Annotated in this window: 23 protein-coding genes; 9 read left to right on the top strand and 14 right to left on the bottom strand. The window is 72.1% G+C overall.

The genetic code is table 11. From position 1 onward, the window contains the following. Positions 1-7: 7 nt before the first annotated feature. Entirely contained in the window at positions 8-2,554 is a 2,547-nt protein-coding gene (locus tag ACN26Z_RS14920) for an ATP-dependent Clp protease ATP-binding subunit (RefSeq protein ID WP_421461811.1), read from the bottom strand. 114 nt (positions 2,555-2,668) lie between these two features. On the opposite strand from ACN26Z_RS14920, the gene ACN26Z_RS14915 reads away from it, so the two are divergent. The 5 genes from ACN26Z_RS14915 (at position 2,669) to ACN26Z_RS14895 (ending at position 7,731) form a co-directional block, all read left to right on the top strand. Further along, positions 2,669-3,058, top strand: a complete 390-nt coding sequence (locus ACN26Z_RS14915; RefSeq protein ID WP_282238754.1) for a hypothetical protein — start codon at positions 2,669-2,671, stop codon at positions 3,056-3,058. Positions 3,059-3,205: 147 nt separating this feature from the next. Continuing rightward, positions 3,206-3,466: a hypothetical protein gene (locus ACN26Z_RS14910; RefSeq protein WP_092379879.1), complete on the top strand. Its 261-nt coding sequence runs from the start codon at positions 3,206-3,208 to the stop codon at positions 3,464-3,466. A gap of 8 nt (positions 3,467-3,474) precedes the next feature. Then, positions 3,475-4,404 carry a hypothetical protein gene (locus tag ACN26Z_RS14905; RefSeq protein ID WP_282238755.1) on the top strand — a complete coding sequence of 310 codons (930 nt, stop codon included), beginning with the start codon at positions 3,475-3,477 and terminating at the stop codon, positions 4,402-4,404. Further along, a complete protein-coding gene (locus ACN26Z_RS14900; protein WP_421461810.1) occupies positions 4,397-7,066 on the top strand; it encodes an FtsK/SpoIIIE domain-containing protein in 2,670 nt (889 codons plus the stop codon). Before ACN26Z_RS14905 ends, ACN26Z_RS14900 begins: the two co-directional genes overlap by 8 nt. Then, positions 7,063-7,731 (top strand): hypothetical protein, encoded by a 669-nt coding sequence (locus ACN26Z_RS14895; RefSeq protein WP_421461809.1) that lies wholly within the window; start codon positions 7,063-7,065, stop codon positions 7,729-7,731. Before ACN26Z_RS14900 ends, ACN26Z_RS14895 begins: the two co-directional genes overlap by 4 nt. A 97-nt stretch (positions 7,732-7,828) precedes the next feature. On the opposite strand, the gene ACN26Z_RS14890 is transcribed toward ACN26Z_RS14895, so the two are convergent. Together ACN26Z_RS14890 and ACN26Z_RS14885 are read right to left on the bottom strand one after the other, a co-directional pair. After that, the gene (locus ACN26Z_RS14890; protein ID WP_282238758.1) at positions 7,829-9,142 is read right to left on the bottom strand and encodes a cupin domain-containing protein; all 1,314 of its coding nucleotides are present in this window, start codon (positions 9,140-9,142) and stop codon (positions 7,829-7,831) included. A 9-nt stretch (positions 9,143-9,151) separates the two neighbouring features. Further along, positions 9,152-9,394, bottom strand: coding sequence for a hypothetical protein (locus tag ACN26Z_RS14885; protein ID WP_093402782.1), 243 nt, complete (start codon positions 9,392-9,394; stop codon positions 9,152-9,154). 201 nt (positions 9,395-9,595) lie between these two features. Between ACN26Z_RS14885 and ACN26Z_RS14880 the strand changes: the two genes are divergently transcribed. Beyond that, entirely contained in the window at positions 9,596-10,333 is a 738-nt protein-coding gene (locus ACN26Z_RS14880; protein ID WP_170863362.1) for a PIG-L deacetylase family protein, read from the top strand. Positions 10,334-10,412: 79 nt separating this feature from the next. Here the strand turns inward: ACN26Z_RS14880 and ACN26Z_RS14875 are convergent, their stop codons facing one another. Continuing rightward, complete coding sequence (locus tag ACN26Z_RS14875) at positions 10,413-10,841, bottom strand: DUF2267 domain-containing protein (protein WP_093402780.1); 429 nt, start codon at positions 10,839-10,841, stop codon at positions 10,413-10,415. Positions 10,842-11,882: 1,041 nt separating this feature from the next. Here ACN26Z_RS14875 and ACN26Z_RS14870 point away from each other — a divergent pair. After that, a complete protein-coding gene (locus tag ACN26Z_RS14870; RefSeq protein ID WP_421461808.1) occupies positions 11,883-12,323 on the top strand; it encodes a hypothetical protein in 441 nt (146 codons plus the stop codon). Positions 12,324-12,411: 88 nt separating this feature from the next. Further along, positions 12,412-12,723 carry a hypothetical protein gene (locus ACN26Z_RS14865; RefSeq protein WP_421461806.1) on the top strand — a complete coding sequence of 104 codons (312 nt, stop codon included), beginning with the start codon at positions 12,412-12,414 and terminating at the stop codon, positions 12,721-12,723. Positions 12,724-12,796: 73 nt separating this feature from the next. Here the strand turns inward: ACN26Z_RS14865 and ACN26Z_RS14860 are convergent, their stop codons facing one another. Next, positions 12,797-13,342 (bottom strand): hypothetical protein, encoded by a 546-nt coding sequence (locus tag ACN26Z_RS14860; protein ID WP_421461805.1) that lies wholly within the window; start codon positions 13,340-13,342, stop codon positions 12,797-12,799. After that, positions 13,343-13,603 carry a hypothetical protein gene (locus tag ACN26Z_RS14855; RefSeq protein ID WP_421461804.1) on the bottom strand — a complete coding sequence of 87 codons (261 nt, stop codon included), beginning with the start codon at positions 13,601-13,603 and terminating at the stop codon, positions 13,343-13,345. A 388-nt stretch (positions 13,604-13,991) separates the two neighbouring features. Here ACN26Z_RS14855 and ACN26Z_RS14850 point away from each other — a divergent pair, with 388 nt between their 5' ends. After that, positions 13,992-14,189 (top strand): helix-turn-helix transcriptional regulator, encoded by a 198-nt coding sequence (locus ACN26Z_RS14850; RefSeq protein WP_421461802.1) that lies wholly within the window; start codon positions 13,992-13,994, stop codon positions 14,187-14,189. Positions 14,190-14,286: 97 nt separating this feature from the next. Here the strand turns inward: ACN26Z_RS14850 and ACN26Z_RS14845 are convergent, their stop codons facing one another. The 8 genes from ACN26Z_RS14845 to ACN26Z_RS14810 all read right to left on the bottom strand — a co-directional run bounded on the left by ACN26Z_RS14845 (position 14,287) and on the right by ACN26Z_RS14810 (position 20,330). Continuing rightward, a complete protein-coding gene (locus ACN26Z_RS14845; RefSeq protein WP_421461800.1) occupies positions 14,287-14,646 on the bottom strand; it encodes a hypothetical protein in 360 nt (119 codons plus the stop codon). Then, entirely contained in the window at positions 14,643-15,800 is a 1,158-nt protein-coding gene (locus tag ACN26Z_RS14840) for an HK97 family phage prohead protease (protein WP_421461798.1), read from the bottom strand. The genes ACN26Z_RS14845 and ACN26Z_RS14840 overlap by 4 nt, the downstream gene beginning before the upstream one ends. A gap of 84 nt (positions 15,801-15,884) precedes the next feature. Beyond that, complete coding sequence (locus ACN26Z_RS14835; protein WP_421461797.1) at positions 15,885-16,238, bottom strand: hypothetical protein; 354 nt, start codon at positions 16,236-16,238, stop codon at positions 15,885-15,887. Next, positions 16,238-16,447, bottom strand: coding sequence for a hypothetical protein (locus ACN26Z_RS14830; RefSeq protein WP_421461795.1), 210 nt, complete (start codon positions 16,445-16,447; stop codon positions 16,238-16,240). Before ACN26Z_RS14830 ends, ACN26Z_RS14835 begins: the two co-directional genes overlap by 1 nt. A gap of 35 nt (positions 16,448-16,482) precedes the next feature. Next, on the bottom strand, positions 16,483-16,929 hold the full coding sequence (locus tag ACN26Z_RS14825) for a hypothetical protein (RefSeq protein ID WP_421461793.1): 447 nt from the start codon (positions 16,927-16,929) through the stop codon (positions 16,483-16,485). 226 nt (positions 16,930-17,155) lie between these two features. Then, positions 17,156-18,559 (bottom strand): hypothetical protein, encoded by a 1,404-nt coding sequence (locus ACN26Z_RS14820; protein ID WP_421461791.1) that lies wholly within the window; start codon positions 18,557-18,559, stop codon positions 17,156-17,158. A gap of 178 nt (positions 18,560-18,737) precedes the next feature. Continuing rightward, positions 18,738-18,968, bottom strand: coding sequence for a hypothetical protein (locus ACN26Z_RS14815; RefSeq protein WP_421461789.1), 231 nt, complete (start codon positions 18,966-18,968; stop codon positions 18,738-18,740). 450 nt (positions 18,969-19,418) lie between these two features. Next, complete coding sequence (locus tag ACN26Z_RS14810) at positions 19,419-20,330, bottom strand: tyrosine-type recombinase/integrase (RefSeq protein ID WP_421461787.1); 912 nt, start codon at positions 20,328-20,330, stop codon at positions 19,419-19,421. Positions 20,331-20,380 lie beyond the last annotated feature (50 nt).

The following is a 20,380-nucleotide window of genomic DNA, read 5'->3' as shown; positions in this document are numbered from 1 at the left end:
CTTCCGGTCAGCGGGGATGCGAGGTCGCCGCCCTGGCATGACCCCGGCCGGCCGCCACGTCGAAGGCCAGCCGGTCGTCCCGGGCGTCGACGGTGACCCGCTGACCGGGTGAGATCTGCTGCTCCAGCAGCATCCGGGACAGGTGGTTGTCGACCTCCCGCTGGATCACCCGGCGCAGTGGCCGGGCGCCGAACTCCGGCTGGTAACCGTGGTCGGCGAGCCAGTCGATGCCGGCGGCGGTGAAGTCCACCTCGATGTCCTGGGCGTGCAGCCGGCGACGGGTCTCCTCCAGCAGCAGTTCGGTGATCTGGCGCAGTTGCTCGGCCTCCAGCCGACGGAAGATGATCACCTCGTCGATCCGGTTGAGGAACTCGGGGCGGAAGTTCTCCTGCAACCGGCGCATCAGCCGCTCCCGCAGCTCGTCGCTCTCCTGCCCCGGCTCGCCGGCGCCGAAGCCGACCGCGCGCTGGGTGCCGGTGATCAGTTCGGAGCCGAGGTTGCTCGTCATGATGAGTACGGTGTTCTTGAAGTTGACGGTGCGGCCCTGGCTGTCGGTCAGTCGCCCGTCGTCGAGCACCTGCAACAGCACGTTGAACACGTCCGGGTGGGCCTTCTCGATCTCGTCGAGCAGCACCACCGCGTACGGGCGGCGACGGACCGCCTCGGTGAGCTGGCCGGCCTCCTCGTACCCGACGTAGCCGGGCGGAGCACCGACCAGTCGACTGACCGTGTGCCGTTCCTGGAACTCGCTCATGTCGACCCGGACCATCCGGTCCGCCTCACCGAACAGCGCCTCGGCCAACGCCCGCGCCAGTTCGGTCTTGCCGACGCCGGTGGGGCCGAGGAACAGGAAACTGCCCATCGGCCGGTTCGGGTCGGCCAGGCCGGTACGGGAGCGACGGACCGCCTCGGCGACCGCGGTGACCGCGTCGTCCTGCCCGACGACCTTCTCGTGGAGTTGACCCTCCAGCCGCAGCAGCCGGTCCCGTTCCTCCTCGGTGAGCTGGCTGGCCGGGATGCCGGTGGCCCGGGACACCACCTCGGCGATCTCCTCCGGTCCCACCTCCGGCACCTGGTTGCCGCTGCCGTCATCGCCGCGGGCCCGGTGCACCTGGCTCTCCAGCTCGGCGACCCGGTCGCGCAGCGCGGAGGCACGTTCGTACTGCTCGTCGGCGACGGCCTGCTCCTTGTCCCGCCGTACCTCCTCCAGCTGCTGTTCCAGGTCGCGCACGTCGGCGTCCGGGGTCCGGGTGCGCAGCCGGACCCGGGCGCCGGCCTGGTCGATCAGGTCGATGGCCTTGTCGGGGAGGAAACGGTCGGTGAGGTAGCGGTCGGACAGTTCCGCGGCGGTCACCAACGCCTCGTCGGTGAACCGCACCTGGTGGTGTGCCTCGTAGCGGTCCCGCAGCCCGCGCAGGATGGCCACGGTGTCCTCGACTTTGGGTTCGGGTACGAACACCGGCTGGAAACGCCGGGCCAACGCGGCGTCCTTCTCGATGCTGCGCCGGTACTCGTCGAGGGTCGTCGCGCCGATCACCCGTAGTTCGCCGCGGGCCAGCGCCGGCTTGAGCATGTTGGAGGCGTCCATGCCGCCCTCGCTGCCCGCGCCGCCCGCACCGACCAGGGTGTGGATCTCGTCCAGGAAGATGATCAGCTCCTCCCGGTGGGCCCGGATCTCGTCGATCACCTTCTTCAGCCGCTCCTCGAAGTCGCCCCGGTACCGGGTTCCGGCGACCAGGCCGGCCAGGTCGAGCTGGATCACGCGCTTGCCGAGCAGTGTCTGCGGCACGTCGCCGTCGCAGATCCGCTCCGCCAGTCCCTCCACGATCGCGGTCTTGCCGACACCGGCCTCGCCGATCAGCACCGGGTTGTTCTTGGTACGCCGGGACAGGATCTCCACCGCCTGCTCGATCTCGTCGGCGCGCCCGATCACCGGGTCGATCTGGTCGTTGCGGGCCAGGTCGGTGAGGTCCTGGCCGTACTGGTCGAGCGTCGGCGTGCCCCGGTCCGGTCGAGGCCCGCCGGCCGGACCACGTTCGGCGTTGGCGGCCTGCAACGACTCCGGCTGGATCCGGCCGGCGGCGAGCATCCGGCCGGCGGGCGACTCCGGGTTCAACGGCAGGGCCATCAGGATGTGTTCGGGCCCGATGTAGTTGGCGCCCATCGCCCGGGACAACTGATGCGCGTCGAGCAGGGCCCGCTTGGCCGCCGGGGTCAACGACAGGTTCGGCGGCACCTCACCCTGTGGTGCACCGTCACCGCGTCCGCCCAGGGCGTTGACCAGGGTGTCCGGGTCCGCGCCCGCCCGCCGGACCAGGTCGCGCAGCGGCTCGCGTTGCAACGCCGCCCAGAGCAGGTGGTCGGTGTCCAGGTCGTTGCTCTGCTTCTGCGCGGCCCGACGCGCCGCGTCGGCCAGCATCTCCCGCGCGTCCGCGGTCATCAGTCGGGTGATGTCGACCCGATGCGCCGGGCGTCGCCCGCCCTCGCCCCGACCGAAGTACCGCGCCAGGAACTCGTCCCACGGGTCGGAGCCGAAGTCACCGGGTCCAATCATGTCTGTCCTCCGCGGTCGGGCGAGACGGTCGGCACGGGCTACCCCGGCGCCGGCCGGACAAACGCCACGAAGGGCCAACCAGCCGTTGCCGACACCGGATGGCAGGCTGAACGGATGGAACCGACACCGCTGCTGATCGTGGACGCGGCCAACGTGGTCGGCTCGCGCCCGAACGGCTGGTGGCGCGACCGGGCCGGCGCCACCGCCCGACTACGCGACACGCTCGTCCCGCTGAGTGGGCGGGGTCTGCCGCCGGAACTGCCACCCCCGGTCGAGGTGGTGCTGGTGGTGGAGGGGGCGGCCCGGGACGTGCCGGGCGTCGAGGGAGTACGCGTGGTCTCCGCCGCCGGCTCCGGCGACGATGCCGTGGTCGACCTGGTGGCCGGCACCGGGCAGCGGCGACGGGTGGTGGTGACTGCCGACCGCGAGCTGCGGCAGCGGGTCACCGCGTACGGCGCGGAGGTGCGGGGACCACGGTGGCTGACCGGTGGTGGCGGTGGGTGAGCGGCCGCCCACCGGTCCCACGAATCGGACCCGGGGCGTCTATGGTCGACAACCGGTCAGCGGGGCAGGAACACTGACAGGGCAGTTGTTCTGTCCCCTACCGGCATAGGCTCTAATGGAGTCCTCCCCGCCCCCAGGAGGTTCCGCGTGGCGAGCGTCGCCGAGCTCAAGGCAGCCATCGATGTCGCACTTCAGCAGATCGGTGACGGTCAGAGCGCCGTGCAGGCCGCCGGCGAGAAACTGGCCGAGGCGCAGCAGACCCTCGCCGGGGCGCTGGAGGGCAGCGGTCACACCACGGTGGAGGCGGCGCAGGCGTCGCTGACCCAGGCCAGCCAGGAGCTGGAGGAGTGCCTCGCCGCGACACTCGTCGCGGTCGAGCAGGCCCAGCAGTACGTCTCGACGCTGTAGGGGCGGGCGTGTCCATCGTCGAGGAGGTCGGCGCGCAGGTCCGCGCCGCCGCCGAGGAGTTGCCGCTGGGTCTGCTCGGGCAGGCGCTGGAGAAATTCGGCCTGGCCAGTGAGCGGCTGCGCTGGGTACGTCAGGAGTCGGCCAACCCGATGGGGGTACCGGAGCTGTCCGCCGCCACCGAGCACGCGGAAACCGCCGGCTACGCGTTGCGGCTGGCCCAGGAGCAGCTGACCGCGTACCTCGCCGCGATCGGGCTGGCCCCCGACGGCGCGCCACCGACGCCGGGGCAGCCCGAACGGCGGCCGGTGCACGACGCGCCCGGGGCGGCCGAACCGGTGGTCGCCGCGCCCGAACCCGCCGGCGAGGTGCGGCTGCGTCGCTGGTGGTCGGTGCGGGTGGCCGAGCTGACCGGCGAGCGGGAGGGTCCGGCGGAACAACCTGACGAACGCATCGCTGACTCCCGGGAACTGCTGCACCGGGTGGTACGCGGTGTCCGGGCCGGTGATCGCGACCGGCTGCACCGCGAGCTACGTGGCGCGCACGCCGACGTCGGTCTGGGGCTGGCCGCCGTGGCCCCGCCGCTGCTGCGCGACCTCGCCAGCGAACTGCTGGGTCATCCGCCGCGCGGCGACGACCTCGCCCGGCTGCACCGCGAACTGGACGGTCGGGTCCGCGACCTGCTCCCCGGCCTGCCAGCCCCGGTGCTGGAAACCCTGCTCAGCCGGGTCTGCCGGATGCCTCCGCCGCGGCGCGGCGAGGGCGAGCAGCCGCACGCCGCCGACCCGGCGGTCACCGCCGGGGTGCTCACCGGCGTCCTGCTCGACCGTCTCGGCCGCGACCTGCCGCCCGAGCCCGGTGCCGGCGACCGGCCCTCCCACGGCCGGCCCACCTCCCCCGACGAGCCAGTCAGCCAGCCGAGGCGCGGTATCAATGGCTGACCGGCGCAATCAGCTGGTCACCCGCGTCCGGGAACTGCTCGCCGAGGCACTCGGCGCGTCCCGGCAACGGTCGGCCACGGCACAGATCACGCTCTCGGCGGCCCACGATCGGGCGGTGCGGATACGTCGCGCCGCCGCCGGCGTGCCGGAGCGTGTCGGCGCCGAACGCGACCGCCGCCTCGCCGAGATCGACTCCCGGCACGCGGCACGGTTGGCGGTGCTGGCCCGGGAGGCGGCCGAGGCTGCGGCCCGGGAGGCGCCCGGCGCAGGTTCGGCGGACTGGCCTGGGTGGCGCCCCACCCCGGCCGAGCGAGCCGAACCACCGGGAGCGACCCGGATCGGCACCGTACGGCTGGCCGGCACCGAGCCGGTACCGGCACTGGTACCGCTGCTCGATTCCGGGCACGTGACGCTGGACGGGGACGCCGACGGCTGCGCCGCCGTGGTCGCCGCGCTGCTGCTGCGCAGCCTGGGCCGGGCGGCACCGGGCAGCGTACGGCTGGTCGGCTACGACCCGGACCGGCTCGGCGGCGGGCTGGCCGGATTCGCTCCGCTGGGTCCGGCGGGGCTGCTCACCTTCGTCGGCCCGGGTGGTCTGGGTCGACTCCTGGACGACCTGGTGGAACAGATCCGCCGGATCAACGAGACCGTCCTGGCCGGCGAGCACGCGTCGCTGCGCGACCTGGCCGCCGCGACGGGACGCCGGCCGGAGCCGTGGCGGGTCGCGGTGCTGCTCGGCGGCGACGAACTGTCCCGGCACGAGCGCGGCCAGCTCGACCGGGTGGTCCGTGCCGGCGCGGCCTGCGGGGTCCACCTGATCGTGCGGGGTGTGCCGGTGCCCGACCAACAAGCGGTTACCCGGGTGACGGTGACCGCCGACGGCGCCCGGATCGGCAGCCTGCCGGTCCGGCTCGACCCGCCTCCGCCGGCTTCCCTGGTCACCGAGACCTGCCGGGACATCGCCTCCGTGGTCAGCGCCGGCCCCGCGCCCACCCCGTTCACCGATCTGCTGCCGCCGGCCGACCAGATGTGGCGGGAGGACTCGTCGACCGGGCTGACCGCGCCGATCGGTGAGGGACCACAGGGCCGGCCGGTGCTGCTCACCCTCGGCGACTATCCACCGCACGCGTTGATCGGGGGCCCCTCCGGCACCGGCAAGACAAACCTGATCTTCGCCTGGATCGGGGCCCTCGCGGCCCGGTACTCCCCCGCCGAGTTGGAGTTCTACCTGCTGGACTTCAAGGAGGGGGTGTCCTTCGCCCGGTTCGCCCAGGGCCGGCGGGACCCGAGCTGGCTGCCGCACATGCGGCTGGTCGGCATCAACGTCAACACCGACCGGGAGTTCGGCCTGGCGCTGCTGCGCTTCCTGGCCGAAGAGTTGCGCCGACGGGCGGACGCGGCCAAGAAACACGAGGTCACCAAGCTGGCCGAGCTGCGCGCGGTGGACCCGACCGGACACTGGCCGCGCATCGTCGCGGTGGTCGACGAGTTCCAGATGCTGCTGGCCGGCCGGGACGCGGTCGCCCGGGAGGCGGCCGACCTGTTGGAGGACCTGGCCCGCCGGGGCCGCTCCCAAGGCATCCACCTGGTGCTGGCCTCACAGGACGTACGCGGCATCGAGGCGCTGTGGGGTCGACCCGCGCTGGTGGCCCAGTTCACCCTGCGGATCGCGCTGCCGAAAGCGCTGCGCATCCTCGCCGAACGCAACGACGCCGCCCAGTCGCTGCCGAAGTTCCACGCCGTGGTGAACGCCGAGTCGGGCCTTTCCGAGGGCAACCAGGTGGCCCGGATCCCGTCGGCCAGCGACTGGGAGACGTGGAGCGACCTGCAGCACCGGCTGTGGCGGATGCGTCCGGCGGAGGCGTCGCCCGCCCGTCTCTTCGACGGCGACGCCGTTCCTCGGCTGGCCGACGCGCCGGACTTCCGGGCGCTGCGGGCGCCGGAGGTCGGTACGCCCCGGGGGCCGGTCGCGCTGCTCGGCGAGATCATCGACGTGCAGGCCCGCTCGGCGGTGCTGCGCCTGCCCCGGGCACCCGGCCGCAACCTGGCCGTGCTGGGTACCCGGGTCGACGAGGCGTGCGCGGTGCTGGACTCGGCGGCCCGATCGCTGGCCCGGCAGCACCGCCCCGGCAGCGCCCGCTTCTCGATCGCCTGCCTGGATCCGGACGCCGACCCGGCAGCCCGGGCCCTGTACGAGGATCTCGCCGACGACGCCGCCTGGTACGACGAGGAGACCGTGGCCGAGCTGATGGCCGAGACGGCCGACGCACTGGGTGCGCCCGGCGCCACCGGAGCACCTCACTATCTGCTGCTGTTCGCCGTCGATGCGGCGGCTGGGACGCTCGCCGCACGCACCGGCCGGGCCACCGGGCTGGAGAGCCTGCGCCGGATCCTGCACGACGGCCCCGAACGGCGTACCCACGTGTTGGCCTGGTGGCGTGGGGTGGCCCGGATGCGCGCCGACCTGGGTGGCACCGGCGCCCGCACCGATCAGATCGGTGCCTGGGTGGCGCTGGACACCCACGGCGGGGAGTTGGGCCCGTCGTTGTACCCGGGCAGCGGTGGACCGGACTGGTACCCCCGCCCGTGGCGCGGGCTCTTCTTCGACCGGGCGGTGCACCGGACCGGGCAGACCATCATTCCCTACGGGCCGGCCCGATGAACGAACCGGTCACCAGCCAGACGTACACCGCCCAGCTGCGACGGCTCGCCGAGCTGGCCGCCCGGGTGCGCGAGCAGCGCGACGAGGCGCGAAACTGGTACGACCAGCAGTGTGCGGCGGCCGACCGAGCGGTGGCCGAGTCCGCCGACGAGGTGTACCAGGCCGAGCGGGAGCTGGCGGCCGCGCGCGAGGCACAGGAACGGGTGGACGCCGAGGTGGCGGTGCTGTGGCAGGAGCTGAACAGCCGGCTGGGCGGTGGCGGGCGACGGGCCGGGGCACCGCCGGCGCCTGCGCCGGACGCGACCGGCGATCCGGTCGCGCTGTTGGACGCCGTACGCGATCTGCTGCGCCGTACCCGTCAGCCCGGCGAGCTGCCGGGCAACGTCAATCCGCTGTTGGCGTTGTGTGGTGTCGGCGGTGCGGTGCTGGCGTACGCGCTGGGCGCCGTCGCCCGCGCCCTGGGTGTCCGCAACGACGGTGACCTGGCTGTCGGCCTGCCGGTGTTGGCTCTGGTGGTGACGCTGCTCGGCCCGGTGCTGGGCCTGATCCCGGCGCGCCTGATCGCCGACCGTCGCCACGCCGTGCTGAGCCCCCGCCCCGTCCTCATCGTCGTCATCGCCGGCCTCACCGTCACTCTTCTCCTCCTGGCCCTCCCCCTCCCCTGACCACCCTTCCCCCCTCGTTGATCAAGAAGTTCGCGTCGGGATTTCCGGCGAGACCGACGCAAACTTCTTGATCACGGTGAGCTGGGCGGCGGGACGATCAGGCGGGGGTGAGGGCGGCCTCGCGGAGGAGGCGGCGGGTGAGGGTGAGGCGGTCGGCGTCGGTGTCCAGGCCGGGGAGGTCGCCGACGCGGACCGCCGGGCCGGCGAGCAGCGCCCGCACCGCGGGTCCGCACTGCGCCGGCAGGGTGACCGTACGGTCGAACAGCCGCAGCGCCACCCGCTCGCCCTCGGCGACCAACTGCCAGCGCAGGCCCGCCCGGACGGTGACCCGGCTGTCGGCGGTGAGCGTGGTGATCGCGGCGGCCTGAGCCAACGGCCGGATCGGCGCCGGACGTGACGCCGACCAGGCCCGTTGCCGCAACCGGCCGGCCACGGCGGCCGGGTCGGCCCGCAGCAGCCACTCCCGCAGTGCCTCGACCGTCTCGGTCAGCTCCGGTTCGATGGCGTCCGGATCGGCCACGTCGACGCCGAACGGCAGGGTCGCCCGCAGTCGCTGGTCCTCGGCGGCCAGCGCGAGCAACTCCTCGACCAACGCGTACCGGGTCAACGCCCGGACACCGACGGTCAGGTGCAGCGAGCTGGATTCCTGCGCCTGGGCGCTGTGCAGCCAACCCCGGGGCAGGTAGAGCGCGTCACCCGGTTCCAGGACGACGTCCAGCGCGGCGGGCCCCTGTGCGGTCGCGGCGACCTCGTCGGCGCGGCCGCCCCATGGTTGCCGCTCCAGCGGGTCGGGCAGCACCGGCGGATGGATCCGCCAGTGCTTGCGGCCGTCTACCTGAAGCACGAAGACGTCGTGGGTGTCGTAGTGGGTGGCGAAACCCTGGCTGTCCGGCGGGGTGAGGTAGGCGTTGACCTGCAACGGCTGCCCCACGGCCAGGCTCAGGTCCCGGGTGAAGTCGATCAGCGCCGGCCAGGTGCGGTGCAGACCCTGCAGGACCAGGGTGGCACCGTCGGCGTACAGCTGGAGGATCCTCTCGTCGAGGACCTGATCGTCGATCTCGGCGCCGGCGCCACCGCCGCCGGTGTACCGCGCCGCCGGCAGCACCTGGCCGTCCTTGGCCACCCGCAGGAAGGGGGTACGCAGGCCGCGCCGGCTGAGCAGTTCGTCGGCGTCGGCGGGGCTGAGCAGATCAGTGAAGCCGGCCGGGTTGGGCAACTCGTCGGCGCGGGACAACAGCGGGGTGCGCCCCCAGTGCGCGGCGGCGAACTTCGCCGCTTCCACGCTGACGCAGCGGGCCAACGCGACCGCGGCCGACGCCCGATCGGCGGGCTCGTCGAGGCCGGACGGCACGGCGGCCGGAGACGAAGCCGCCGGGCGGCCGTGGCCGCCCGGCGGGTCGAGATACGTCATGGCGATCCGTTACCGGGCTGCGCCGTCGGCGCCGCCGTCCTGCTGACCGGGGGTCGCGCCGCCGTCGGCCGGACCCTCGGCGCTACCGTCCGCACCGCCGTCGTGCTGACCCGGGGTCGCGCCGCCGTCGGCCGGACCCTCGGCGCTACCGTCCGCACCGCCGTCGTGCTGACCCGGAGTGGCGCCGCCGTCGGCCGGACCCTCAGCCCCGCCGCCGCTGGTGGTCTGCATGTCATCGTCGTTGAGTGGCATCGTGCTCCCTCGGATTGACCCGCCCCCGCCGCCATTGGTCGGTTGCGTCCTGCCGCGGGTGGTACCCCGCTCCCGATCTTCTCTAACCACACACCTGGTCCCACCGTAATCGCCCGAACCATCCGACATGACCAGTTCGCCGCTGCGGGCGGGCCAGCGCCTCGGGTGGCAGGATTGCCGGACACACCGACGGAGGTGCTCATGACTGAACCACTGGAGCCGGTGACCGAGGACTGGCAGCGCGCCCTGGCGATCGTGGCCCATCCCGACGACCTGGAGTTCGGTGCCGCCGCCGCCATCGCCCGCTGGACCGGGCAGGGCAAGCAGATCGTCTACTGCCTGGTCACCAGCGGCGAGGCGGGCATTGACGGAATGCCGCCGCCGCGTGCCCGAGAGGTACGCGAGCGAGAGCAGCGGGAGTCGGCAGCCCTGGTGGGCGTGGACACGGTCGAGTTCCTGGGCCTGCCCGACGGGGTGCTGGAGTACGGCGTACCGCTGCGCCGGGAACTGGCCGCAGTCGTCCGGCGGCACCGCCCGGACATCGTCATCACCAACAACTTCCGGGCCACCTGGGACGGCGCTGACGTGCTCAACCAGGCGGACCACATCGCGGTGGGGCGGGCCACCCTGGACGCGGTCCGTGACGCCGGCAACCGGTGGATCTTCCCGGAGCAGCTCACCGACGGCGTCGAACCGTGGGGCCGCGTACGGCAGGTGTGGGCGGCCTCGTCGCCGCGTTCCCGCCACGGGGTGGACACCACCGCCACGTTCGACCAGGGGGTCGCGTCGCTGCTGGCCCATGAGGCGTACCTGACCGGCCTGGGCGACGGCAGTTTCGACGCCGAGGAGTTCCTGGAGGGCGGCGCGCGGCCGGTCGGCGCCCGGCTGGGCGTGCGCTACGGCACCTCCTTCGAGGTGTTCCACTTCGACCTCTGGTAGGGCCGGGGCCGCCGGCCCGGCGAACCGGGCGCGTCGACCCACCCCACAATGGGCGGGGCGGGTCACGACGGGCCCGGAGTCAGGGCATGATCCGGGCGAGGTCAGCGGGCATCGTGCCCTTGACGTCCTCCCACTCGCCCTGGGTGATGTGCCGACGCAGGGTGTCCAGCACCACCTGGACCACCCGCTCCGGGCCGCCGGCCACGTCGTACGGGAAGCCCTGGCGGACCTCGTAGAGGAAGTCGTCCCGGTTGAGCTTGATCGGCACGTTCTGCGGCTGCCAGCCGTCGAAGTAGATGCCCCGCACCACGACCGGCAGTTGAGCGGAGAACTCCACGCTCTCCTGCACCGGCATCCGGTCGCGGAGCAGGTGCAACACGGTACGCAACGCGGCGTACGACTGGTTGCGCTGCTCCTTCGGCCATCCGTACGCCTGCTCGATGTCCTTCAGGATCAGGTTGGTCTTGTCCATCGAGGACTCGATCGCGGACTGGAACTGCTCAGCCATCTGTCCACCCCCGTAGGTCGGTTTCCCACCGTCGGTCGTCGTGACGTCGCGGCGGACCCACCGGGCCGCGCCGGTACCGGATCGGGCTGTCGCGGCCGGCCCGGGCGACCCGTCGAGGCTGCTCGGACGCTCCGACGGTGCGCAGGACGCCGGTTCGCCGCCGATGCGGTACGACCCGAACGGTCATCGCGGTCACCTCCGTGGTGTCGCTTCCGCGCGGACGATCGCCAACGGCGCGTCGCCCGCTTGACCCCATCCTCGGTTGCCGCAAGGTGAGGTGCCCTCACCCCACCCGGGTGAGAACCGCCCGCGCCCCCATCGCACTCGAACCGCTGGCGGTCAGGCGCGAGTCACCGAAACAGCCATCACCCTCCGTGACAGCATCGATCGCCGCCCCATCTAACCCTCAGTGACAGCCTTGACGTCACCCCCGCTACCCCTGTTCAGCCCCTTTGCTCTGCTTCACTCCACGCACTAGTCCACAAGCTGGTGAGATGCGGCGGGGGCACCGATGAACCCACGGCCGTATCGACACGGAGAGTAGTTCTTTGCGTGGGTTGAAGCAGAGCAAAGGGAGCAGGGTGGGAGGCCGGACGGGCTAGGGCAGGTCTACGGAAAGTGGCCACTGCTGCGCGTACCCAGCAGCCGGGCACCGCCGGGCCGGGCCGCCGTGATCGCATCCTCGGCTCTGCACGACGCCGGGCACGGCGGCGGGGACGTCAGCCGGTCTCGCCGAGCAGGGCCTGGAGTTGCTGGGCGTTGGTCTGGGCGTAGTCGCGGTAACAATTGTGTACCCCCGATTTAGCGCTGTAGCGAGCTGCGAAAAGCCAGCTCGCTGACCAGCGAAAGCCGCTCATTTATCGGCACCATGCGCAGCGCCCTCCGGCCGACTATCACCGAGGGTGATCGGCGTCGTGGCAAGGCCGCCTGCTGGGGTGTGCACATGGTGAAAATCCGTGTACACCTCGCTTCCTTGTCGATTCCGGACACGCGCAAGCTCGGGTCGCACCGCAGGACCAGCTAGCGACCAGGGAGATCACGATGGCTACCACGACCCGCACCCGCCGCACCCGCACCGCCGCCGCGAAGGCCGCCCCTGCTGCCGCCCCGGCGCAGGCCGAGACCGCGCCCGAGGCTGCGCCTGCCGCCCCGGCACCCCGCAGCCGCACCCGCAAGGCCAAGGCCGCCCCGGCGCAGCCCGAGACGCCCCCTCAGCCGGTCGAGGCCGAGGCCGCTGCGCCCGCCGACGCCGAGGGCGCGAAGCCGGCGACGCCCCGCCTGGACCAGAAGGCCCTCGTGCTGGCCTTCCTGACCGCGCACCCGGGCGACGAGTTCAGCCCGCAGGCGGTGTCGAAGGCGATCACCCCGGAGGGCCGCAAGCCGCTAGGGGTGCGGGACTGCCTGGCGCGGCTGGCGAAGCAGGGCACGGTCGAGGTCACGTCGGAGAAGCCGCTGCGGTACCGGCTGGTTGCCGCAGCCTGACCCAATTGGACGGCCCGGGAAGGCGCTGCAACGCCGACCCGGGCCTTGATCGCCTGCGAAGGAGGCGACTATGGAACACCGTACGTCTGTGCCTATCGGGCCGGTAGCCCGCGTCTATCCGCTGCTGCCGCCGCGCCCCGCCGACGACGGCCCGGTGCTGTCGTTTGGCCTGCTGGTCGATGTCGCCGGGGTTCTGATGGCCCACGGCTTCCCGCGCCCGCAGGGCCGCGACTTTGTCGCGCTGCGGGAGTGCGTCGCCTGGTTCGTGTACGCCTCGGATGAGCCCGGCGACCTGCGGGACATCGAGGTACCGGACGGCCCGCCGCCGCCCCTGCCGGTAGGCGTCGATGGGCGCGCTGTCGGCGAGCCGGGGCGGGGGGTGCGCCATGTTCAGGCGTGATGGCGCGGACCTGCCGCGCAGGGCTCGGGTGGCGGTCCTGTCGCCCGCAGACTTGGCGATCATCACCGACGCCCTAGCCGATCACCTGGAGGAGGCTGTTGCGGCAGCCGATCACCTCGCGGGCGCAGATGATCCCGCCGGGCGGGCGGAGGGCCGGATCGCAGACGGGAGGGCGGCGGCGGTGCGTGCCCTGATGATCCGCCTTGGTGCCCCCGAGGACAGGTGGTCGTGGTTCCCGCTGGCACCTGACAGGCTGCCTGACGGCATGGGGTAGCCCTACCCCTGCGGCCCGGTGTGTTCGTGCCCCTGTGGCGCGTCCGCCGGGCCGCTTCGTGCGCTGCGCCTGCCCGGGATCGGCGGTCACCCGCTGCCGGATCGTCTGCACCACTTCGCCGAGGATCGGCTTGATATCCCGGGTCTGGCGCTCCGTGATTTGTGCGCCATGGCGCACATCTTCTGTCGCCTCCTCGATTGCCCGGATTACCCGTGCCTGGTCGAGGACCTGATACGAAGTACGTCGGGCCATATCGAACCGGTCGCGGACGTACGCCTCCCACGTGTTGTACCCGAGTGCCCGCCACACCCGCCGCTCGTGTGCCTCCATCAGCAGCGCCCACACCTACTCCGCTGCCGGGCCGCTGCGTGCCCGCAGCCAGCCGAGGAACTGTGCGTGCGCCCCGGAGGTGTCGACGCCGAGGCGGTACAGGTCCTCTAGGGCGTCGGCGAGGGCGCAGGCGAGGTAGACGGCCAGCGCGGGCCGCGCCCCCCGGTACTCGACGGCCAGCGCTGCGCGGGCGTCCCCGCAGGGCCACGGCTGCCCGCAGCGGCGGCACCGCCAGGTCGGCCGCGCCGGTAGGTGGGCGCGGGGTGCCCCGATCATCGGATGCCGGCGCGGTGCGCCTGCGCGGGCGTCAGCGCACCTGCCCGCCCGATCACGGGGTGGAGGGCTGTCAGCTCCCGCGCCAGCGTCGGCGCTGGCACGCGGGCGGTGCCCCGGGCCGTCGCAGCCTCGGCGGGCGGCGGTATCAGCCGCCGGTCGGGGCAGGGCCAGCGGAGGCCGCAGGTGCACCGCCGCCAGCCCGTCCGCCAGTTCCGGCGGTGGGTAGGGCCGGCAGGAATCGGGCGGGGTGGCTTCGTCCAGGGTGGCGGCATACAGCCCATCGTTTGTCGATGCCCTGACCCTTGTCAAGTGCACAGTGGGCTACTGACCAGTTGGACTACTGCCCAGTTGGCCTACTGACTAGTTACCACGTGGCTACCCTGCGGCCATGCCACGGCACCTGTACGGCGCAGCCGAGATCCAGGAGCGCCTCGGTGTCAGCCGCCAGCGGACGCGGCAGATCATCGACCGCCCGGACTTCCCTGCGCCGTATGAGCGGCTGCGGATGGGTGCGGTGTGGCGGATCGCTGATGTGGAGCGCTGGATCGCGCAGCACCGCCCGGGTCGGGTGGCAGGCGACGAGTAGGCGGCGGCCCGCCCCCGAGGACGATGGGGGCGGGCCGCACTGCGCGCAGCGGGCGCGTACCGAGGGGAGGACGACCCTCGGGGTATCGCTGCGCGGGCTACTGGACGGGCGGACCAGGCAGCGTCGTCACCTTGAATCCGCCCGTCGCGCTGGCATGGAGGGCGCGTGTCTGCGCTGCCGCCGCGTTCGCTGCCGCCTGCGCCTGCGCGTGCTGCCGATCCCGCTGCGCCTGCACCTCTACCCGCAGCCGGGCCGCGTCGGCGGGCGTCACCGACGGCCGTCCCGACCAGTCTGGGGCGGTGTCGATGCCGAGGTCATCGGCGACGCCCTTCATGCGGGCTGCCGTCCAGTAGATCGAGACGATGCCGGTGTCGGTGAAGGCCCGTACGACGTCGGCGAGGGCGATGCGGCAGTTGCACCCCTGCGCCTCCTCCTGCTGCTGCCTGCGCCCCATCACGCCGCCCCCTCCAAGTCGAAGATCGCCTTCCAGTAGGCGACGCTGCGTCCGGTCACCCGCTGCTGCTGCCGCGCGCCGATCTGGGTATGCGGGTTCGCGCCGTAGTTGACGGCGCTGACGTCACCCCGATCAATGTCGAAGGACACGATCTTGAACTGGGTGAAGTCGTCGTTCCACCACCCCTCGGTGATCCGGAACGCAAACGACTGCTCGGTGATCACGCCGTCGCCGATCGCCAGCATGAGATCCCGCACGTCCTGCCGATCAGGGTTCAGATAGGCGGTGTCCTTCAACCCGCGCTCATCCGCCGACAGCTCCAGCGTCCCGGCGGTCGTCCGCGCCATCGTCAGCCCGCCGTGGTTGACCAGGAACACCACGTCAGGGTTACCGGCTAGCGTCGCCGTCGCCGCACCTACGGCGACGACCTCTTCGTACGGGCCGTACGCGTCCCACATGTCGTAGGCGCGCTCGAACACGGTCGCGTACCCCTCGACGCGGTGCCACTTCTTGCCGTCCCGCTCGATCAGGTCGGCGCGCAGGTGCGCCGGGAAGGCCGCCTTCCGCTGCGCGGTGCCCTGCCCCATCCCGGCGGCGTCGCGCACCATCCGGCCGGGGGCACCGCGCAGGCTGGCGGCGGTCCCCACCCCGCGCATCGCCTGCGCCCGTGCGACGGCCGCAGCCGCCCGGCTCGTGGTGTGCGGCGCTGTGATGCTGCGGCTGCCGGCTGGACCGCTGATGTCGATGCCGGCCCGGCTGCGTCGCCAATCCTCCCAGAGCGCCGAGCCGTTCGCTTCCAGGTGATCGGCGAACGCCATCACGTCGTCGGCGCGCTCAGAGAGGATCGACTGCGCCCGCCGCACCGCCTGCCGGTAGTAGAAGTCGTCGACGGCGGCGAGGTTGCGGTAGTCGCTGCGGCAGCCGATCTCGCCGCGCCCCGGCCACTGCTGCCAGCGGAAGGCGGAGATCCACACCATGCCCGCCGAGTACACGGCTGCCGTGTCGACCCGATCACCGTCCGCCCAGAACCGGGTGTTCCCGCAGCCGTCGTCGGTGACTGTCACCTCGCCGACCAGAAAGCCCAGCGCATCGGCCACAACAGCGTGCGCGGCCTCGTGCTCCGCCGTCAGCCGCAGCTCCGACTCATCAAGGATCACCGTTTTGCCCCCCTCGTCCTCTACGTCAAGCTTGGGCGAGAAAGGCGCCTCCACAAAGGGTCTCTGAGCGGCCACGGCTGCGGATCACTCCCCCCATGCGAGTCGGCGTTTCACCATGAGGTCGGCCATGAACGTGGCGTGCCCCTCACGAAGGAACGCGTAGTCGACTTCCGTGGCGGCCTCGATGTAGTCGCACATCGCCACCGCGAACTCGTAGGCCAACGCCGCCTCGCCGGGCGGGAGACCCCGCAGCAGGGTGAGCATTGCGGTGCCGTCGCGCAGCAACACGGCCCGAACCAACGCCACCGCGCGGGCGGTCCCGAAGCCGGCCGACGATGCGGAGCGCGTCGTCGGCCGCTCGGCGGGCTCGCCGGCGTTCCACCACGCCTCCCAGTCGATCTCATCAGGGTTCATGTCGCGGCTCTTGTCGTCGCTCATCACGCCTCGGCCTCCCATCCGCAGTCCGGGCACTCCAACAGCCGCCGCTCAACGACGTAGGGGCGGCCCACACCGCCGCTGGCGGCAGGGTCTAGGGCTTCACCTAGAAGGGCGGCTGCCGTTGCCGCTGTGGTGCGCCCGCCTGCCCGCGCGGCGGCGTCTAGGCGGGCCGCCACCTCGTCGGGTAGCGGAATTTCGATGCTGACCATGATCAACCTCCTGCTTGTGGATCAACTGCATGGACTTACGGCCGGTAGAAAAAAATTGCACAGGCAAGTGCGCGGCCTGAGGTGGCGGTGGCCCTAAAAAACGTGGCTGGTTGGTCGGGTGGGCTGATGTCGTGTGCGGTGATGGTGGCGTCGTAGCGGTCGCCGCCTCGGTGTTCGGTGATGGTGAGGCCGTAGTAGATGGCGGTGATGAGTAGTCCTCGGTCGTTGCGGATTTGGACGGCCTGCCCGGTCCAGGTGGTGAGGGTGTCGATGTCTGCGGTGGTGATGTCGCGCAGGGTGAATGTGTAGGTGTGGTCGCGGTAGGCGGGTGCGGCGATGGGGCGGCGGGTGCCTGCGCTGTAGGTGCGTACTTCGCCGGGGGTGGTGGTGCGGCGGGTGCGTTCGGGGGCGGTGTGTGCGGCGATGGCTGCGCCGTCGGGTAGGCGGTTGATCCAGAGTTTGGTGAGGGTGACGGCGACCATGATCAGGTTCCCTCCGGTGTTGGTGGGGTGCGGTTGCGCCGGAGCGTCCTAGATCGACCCACGGCCATGCCCGAAAGGGGTGTACGGGGGTGTACGTGTACACCCCTCCCCGGGAAGCAACCCCTATGTGGGCGGGGGGTTTGTGTGTGTGACCTGCATGTTTGTGTTTCTGGATCATGCGGTTTATCGGTTGCAGGGGTGTACATGTACACCGCGTACACCCCCGTCACCCTGCGGCCCTCGTCAGCCGGTACCGCTGCCCCGCCTGCCCGCCGCCCGCTGCGTCGGCTCCGATCTCCCCGGCTGCGGCGAGGCGGTCTAGGGCTTCGTCCAGGTGCTCCCGGTCCCGTGCGGCGATGGCCCGTCGTAGCTCGCTGCGGGACATGCCGTCGCTACCGGCGTCGGCCAGCTTCCGAGTGATCGTCCGGCAGACCCGGCGGGTAGCGGCATCGTCGGTCTTCTCTGCGACGACGACTGCCCGTTCGGCCTCCATCACTCCGCGCTCCCTGTTCCGCTGGGATGCTGCGCGGCGCAGCGCTGCGGCGATGCCTGCGCGGGTGTGGGCGCTGATCATCATGACGGCGGCGGCTATCTGCCAGTCGTCGTCGGTGATGGCGTGTCGGCCGTCGAGGATGGCGAGGGCGGCGGCGACCTTCAGCCGCGCCAGCAGTGCGTGGGCGTCGAGGTCCTCGGGTGCCTGCCTACGTATCCGCAGCCAGCGGTCGTAGTCGATCTCCTGCCGGGCGGTGTCACAGACACCCATGATCTGCCGGTGGTGCGGTGACCAGGCGGGCGGCTTCCACTCCCAGGGCTCGGGAGGCGGCGGCAACTCTCGCGGTGCGTTTAGGTCGTAGACGGGCAGCCAGAGGAACCGCTGTGGGGTGCCGCCGTCGGTGTCGCCTAGCAGGGTGCCGCCGCGCCCCGGCTGAACGCCTGCGATCAGCGCCAGCCGGTACGTATGGGCGCGGAGCAGCAGCCGCTTGGTCGGGTCGGCGTAGGCGAAGCCCAACGGCTCCCCCGACCATGCCTTCCGTAGCTCGGGCAGCAGCGTCGCCCCGCGCCGATCACCGAGGGCGGTCAGGGTGTCGATCTCCGACACGTTGATCAACGCGGCGTTGGTGTGCTGGTCGATCTCCCCGTTGCGCTGCCGCCGGGCGTACAGGTGCGTCAGGCCCTCGCCGCTGCCGACGCCCGCCTCGATGAACGCCCCGGTGTCGGGGATGATCCTGCGCGCGATGGCCTCGGCTGTTCCCTTCCCTTCGCCGGACTTCCCGACCATGGCGACGAACAGGTTCAGTGATCCCTCCCCGCCGACGAGGTCAGGCAGCACCACCGTTGGGGGCGTCGCGGCGATCACCCGGGCGAGGACGGCACCGAGGACGGCCGCTGCGCTGGCGCGGCCCGCCAGTGCGGCGTCGCGGATGTGCGCCAGTGACGGCCGCTGATCCCAGATGTTGTCGGCATCCAGCGGCGGCGGCTGGTCCTGCGGCGGGCGGGTGCCGTTCACCGATGCTGCGGTGGCCTCCGCCGTCCGCAGTTCGGCCCATCCCTGCGCCTCGATCGCCTCCCAGGCGGCGGCGTCGTCCTCTGTGAACCCCGCCCGCAGATCGTCGGGCAACGAGTCGATCATGTGGGAGCTCCTGTCCCATCCCGCGTACCTGCGGAGCTCCTGGTCTTGGGTGTCACGTAGGTACGCTGGGACGTGACGCCCGCTTGGCTAGTTGGTCTGTGGTCGTTTGGTCCTTCTGCGGGGATCGCTGCTGATCCGCCCGCCCTCCCGGCCTGGTCACCGGGAGGGCGGCGGTGTCTCATCCGCCGTCGTCCGCCCCGGGCGCGGGTGCGTGCGCGGCGATCAGCGCAACCAGCCGGTCAGCGGCCTCCCGGAGGTCGGCCCACGCCGCCCTGTCGGAGTCGTAGGCCAGCCCGGGGCGGCGGGCCGCGATCAGGGCCTCACAGGAACGGGCACCTGCGGCGACCTGGTAGGCGCAGCCCCGGAACTCCCGGGAGTCGGCGCTGCCGGTGGGCCTCTTCGCCGTCACGCTGCTGCCCCGCCCTGAGCGGTGGGCCTCGCCTGCCCGGCTGCCCTTGCCCTCCGCGTCTGCGCCGACATCAGCGCCAGCCGCGCCATGTGGGCCTTCTGCGCCTGCCGGGCACGCCGCGCCCGCTCGGCGGGGTCCATCGTGCCGTCAGGGTCAACTTGCCGCTCGAATCGGTCGAGGGCAGCCTGGCGGGCGGGCGCTGTCCGGGCTGTCGGGTCGGATGTGTTCGCCCAGGACACGTAGCCGCCAACGCGGCCCGCTAGGCGACGGGCATTAGGATCTTTCGCTGCCATCGGGGACGGTGCTCCCAACACATGGAGATGCCAGGGCCGCCGGTCCGCGTGCGGCCACTACCTCTAGTTGGAAGCCCGTCCGCGCCGTCCAGGGTGACGGCATCGCCGGGGTGGTGCAGGGCCGGAAACCGACCCACGCCGCGATGCTACAGCGCTCTCAGAGGCGGTCGCCAAGCGAAAGGCGGGCGTTCGCCGCTCGTGCCCGCTCCGCTGCCGTCGCCGCGCCGTAGCGGTCCAGCATCGCCCGGGAGCGCCAGCCGCCGAGGGCCATCAGGTCGCCTTCCTCCCCTCCGTTGGCCCGGAATGCTGCCGCCCAGGTGTGCCGTAGCTGGTGGGGGTGGATGTGGCCGATCCCGGCGGCTGCGGCCCGCCGCTGCAACATGGCCTTGATGCCGTCGCTGGTCAGCGTCGGCCTGCCCCTGCCGCCAAGCCACAGCGCAGGCAGCTCGGCGTACGGGTGCCGCCGCCGCTCCCGCAGGTAGCGGTCCAGCGCCCGCGCTGCCTTGACGCCGAGGCTGATCATGCGGCGGCGTGGCCCGGACCTGTTGGTGCCCTTCCCAGCGGTGACGGTGATCGTGCGGGCACGGATGTCGACATCATCGACGCCGAGGGCGGTGATCTCGGCCAGCCGCAGGCCGCAGTCAATCAGGACGTAGATGATCGCGGCGTCGCGGCGGGCGGTGAAGTCGCCTCCGGCGCAGGTACTCAACAGCGTCCGCACGGCATCGGGCGGTAGCACTGGCGTCGTTGGCTGGTTGGGGGGCGGGGTGCGGATGCCCGCCGTCGGGTCGGTGTCGCTCTCGCCCTCGGCGACGAGCCAGCGGTAGAAGTGCCGGACGCCTGCGAACCAGGATCGGGCGGTGCCCGAGGATGTCGTGTCTCGGAGGTGGACGATCCACGCCCGGATGTGATCGCGGGTCACCTCGTCTGGGGCGACTTCGGGCGGCAGCCAGTCAGCGAGGTGCCGCAGCGCCCGCAGGTACGACCTAATCGTGTTCTCGGCGTAGGCGTCGGCGCGGAGCGACAGCTCCCAGGAGTCGGCGAGCGTGCTGAAATCGGGGTGAGGCATGAGCGGAAGCTATCGGCACTATCAGCGCTGTACCAAGGCGGCTTCGAAGG

Source organism: Verrucosispora sp. WMMD703, assembly GCF_049178935.1.
In the GTDB taxonomy this organism is placed as follows: Bacteria; Actinomycetota; Actinomycetes; order Mycobacteriales; family Micromonosporaceae; genus Micromonospora; species Micromonospora sediminimaris.
This window is presented reverse-complemented; position numbering and strand designations above follow the sequence as displayed.

Bases quoted from the DNA above. Each gene is read 5' to 3' on its own strand.
- ACN26Z_RS14900 (WP_421461810.1), top strand. From the start codon at position 4,397: ATGGCTGACCGGCGCAATCAGCTGGTCACCCGCGTCCGGGAACTGCTC.
- ACN26Z_RS14915 (WP_282238754.1), top strand. From the start codon at position 2,669: ATGGAACCGACACCGCTGCTGATCGTGGACGCGGCCAACGTGGTCGGC.
- ACN26Z_RS14895 (WP_421461809.1), top strand. From the start codon at position 7,063: ATGAACGAACCGGTCACCAGCCAGACGTACACCGCCCAGCTGCGACGG.
- ACN26Z_RS14870 (WP_421461808.1), top strand. From the start codon at position 11,883: ATGGCTACCACGACCCGCACCCGCCGCACCCGCACCGCCGCCGCGAAG.
- ACN26Z_RS14885 (WP_093402782.1), bottom strand. From the start codon at position 9,394: ATGCCACTCAACGACGATGACATGCAGACCACCAGCGGCGGCGGGGCT.
- ACN26Z_RS14875 (WP_093402780.1), bottom strand. From the start codon at position 10,841: ATGGCTGAGCAGTTCCAGTCCGCGATCGAGTCCTCGATGGACAAGACC.
- ACN26Z_RS14890 (WP_282238758.1), bottom strand. From the start codon at position 9,142: ATGACGTATCTCGACCCGCCGGGCGGCCACGGCCGCCCGGCGGCTTCG.
- ACN26Z_RS14855 (WP_421461804.1), bottom strand. From the start codon at position 13,603: ATGATCGGGGCACCCCGCGCCCACCTACCGGCGCGGCCGACCTGGCGG.
- ACN26Z_RS14850 (WP_421461802.1), top strand. From the start codon at position 13,992: ATGCCACGGCACCTGTACGGCGCAGCCGAGATCCAGGAGCGCCTCGGT.
- ACN26Z_RS14880 (WP_170863362.1), top strand. From the start codon at position 9,596: ATGACTGAACCACTGGAGCCGGTGACCGAGGACTGGCAGCGCGCCCTG.
- ACN26Z_RS14920 (WP_421461811.1), bottom strand. From the start codon at position 2,554: ATGATTGGACCCGGTGACTTCGGCTCCGACCCGTGGGACGAGTTCCTG.
- ACN26Z_RS14820 (WP_421461791.1), bottom strand. From the start codon at position 18,559: ATGATCGACTCGTTGCCCGACGATCTGCGGGCGGGGTTCACAGAGGAC.
- ACN26Z_RS14825 (WP_421461793.1), bottom strand. From the start codon at position 16,929: ATGGTCGCCGTCACCCTCACCAAACTCTGGATCAACCGCCTACCCGAC.
- ACN26Z_RS14810 (WP_421461787.1), bottom strand. From the start codon at position 20,330: ATGCCTCACCCCGATTTCAGCACGCTCGCCGACTCCTGGGAGCTGTCG.
- ACN26Z_RS14835 (WP_421461797.1), bottom strand. From the start codon at position 16,238: ATGAGCGACGACAAGAGCCGCGACATGAACCCTGATGAGATCGACTGG.
- ACN26Z_RS14830 (WP_421461795.1), bottom strand. From the start codon at position 16,447: ATGGTCAGCATCGAAATTCCGCTACCCGACGAGGTGGCGGCCCGCCTA.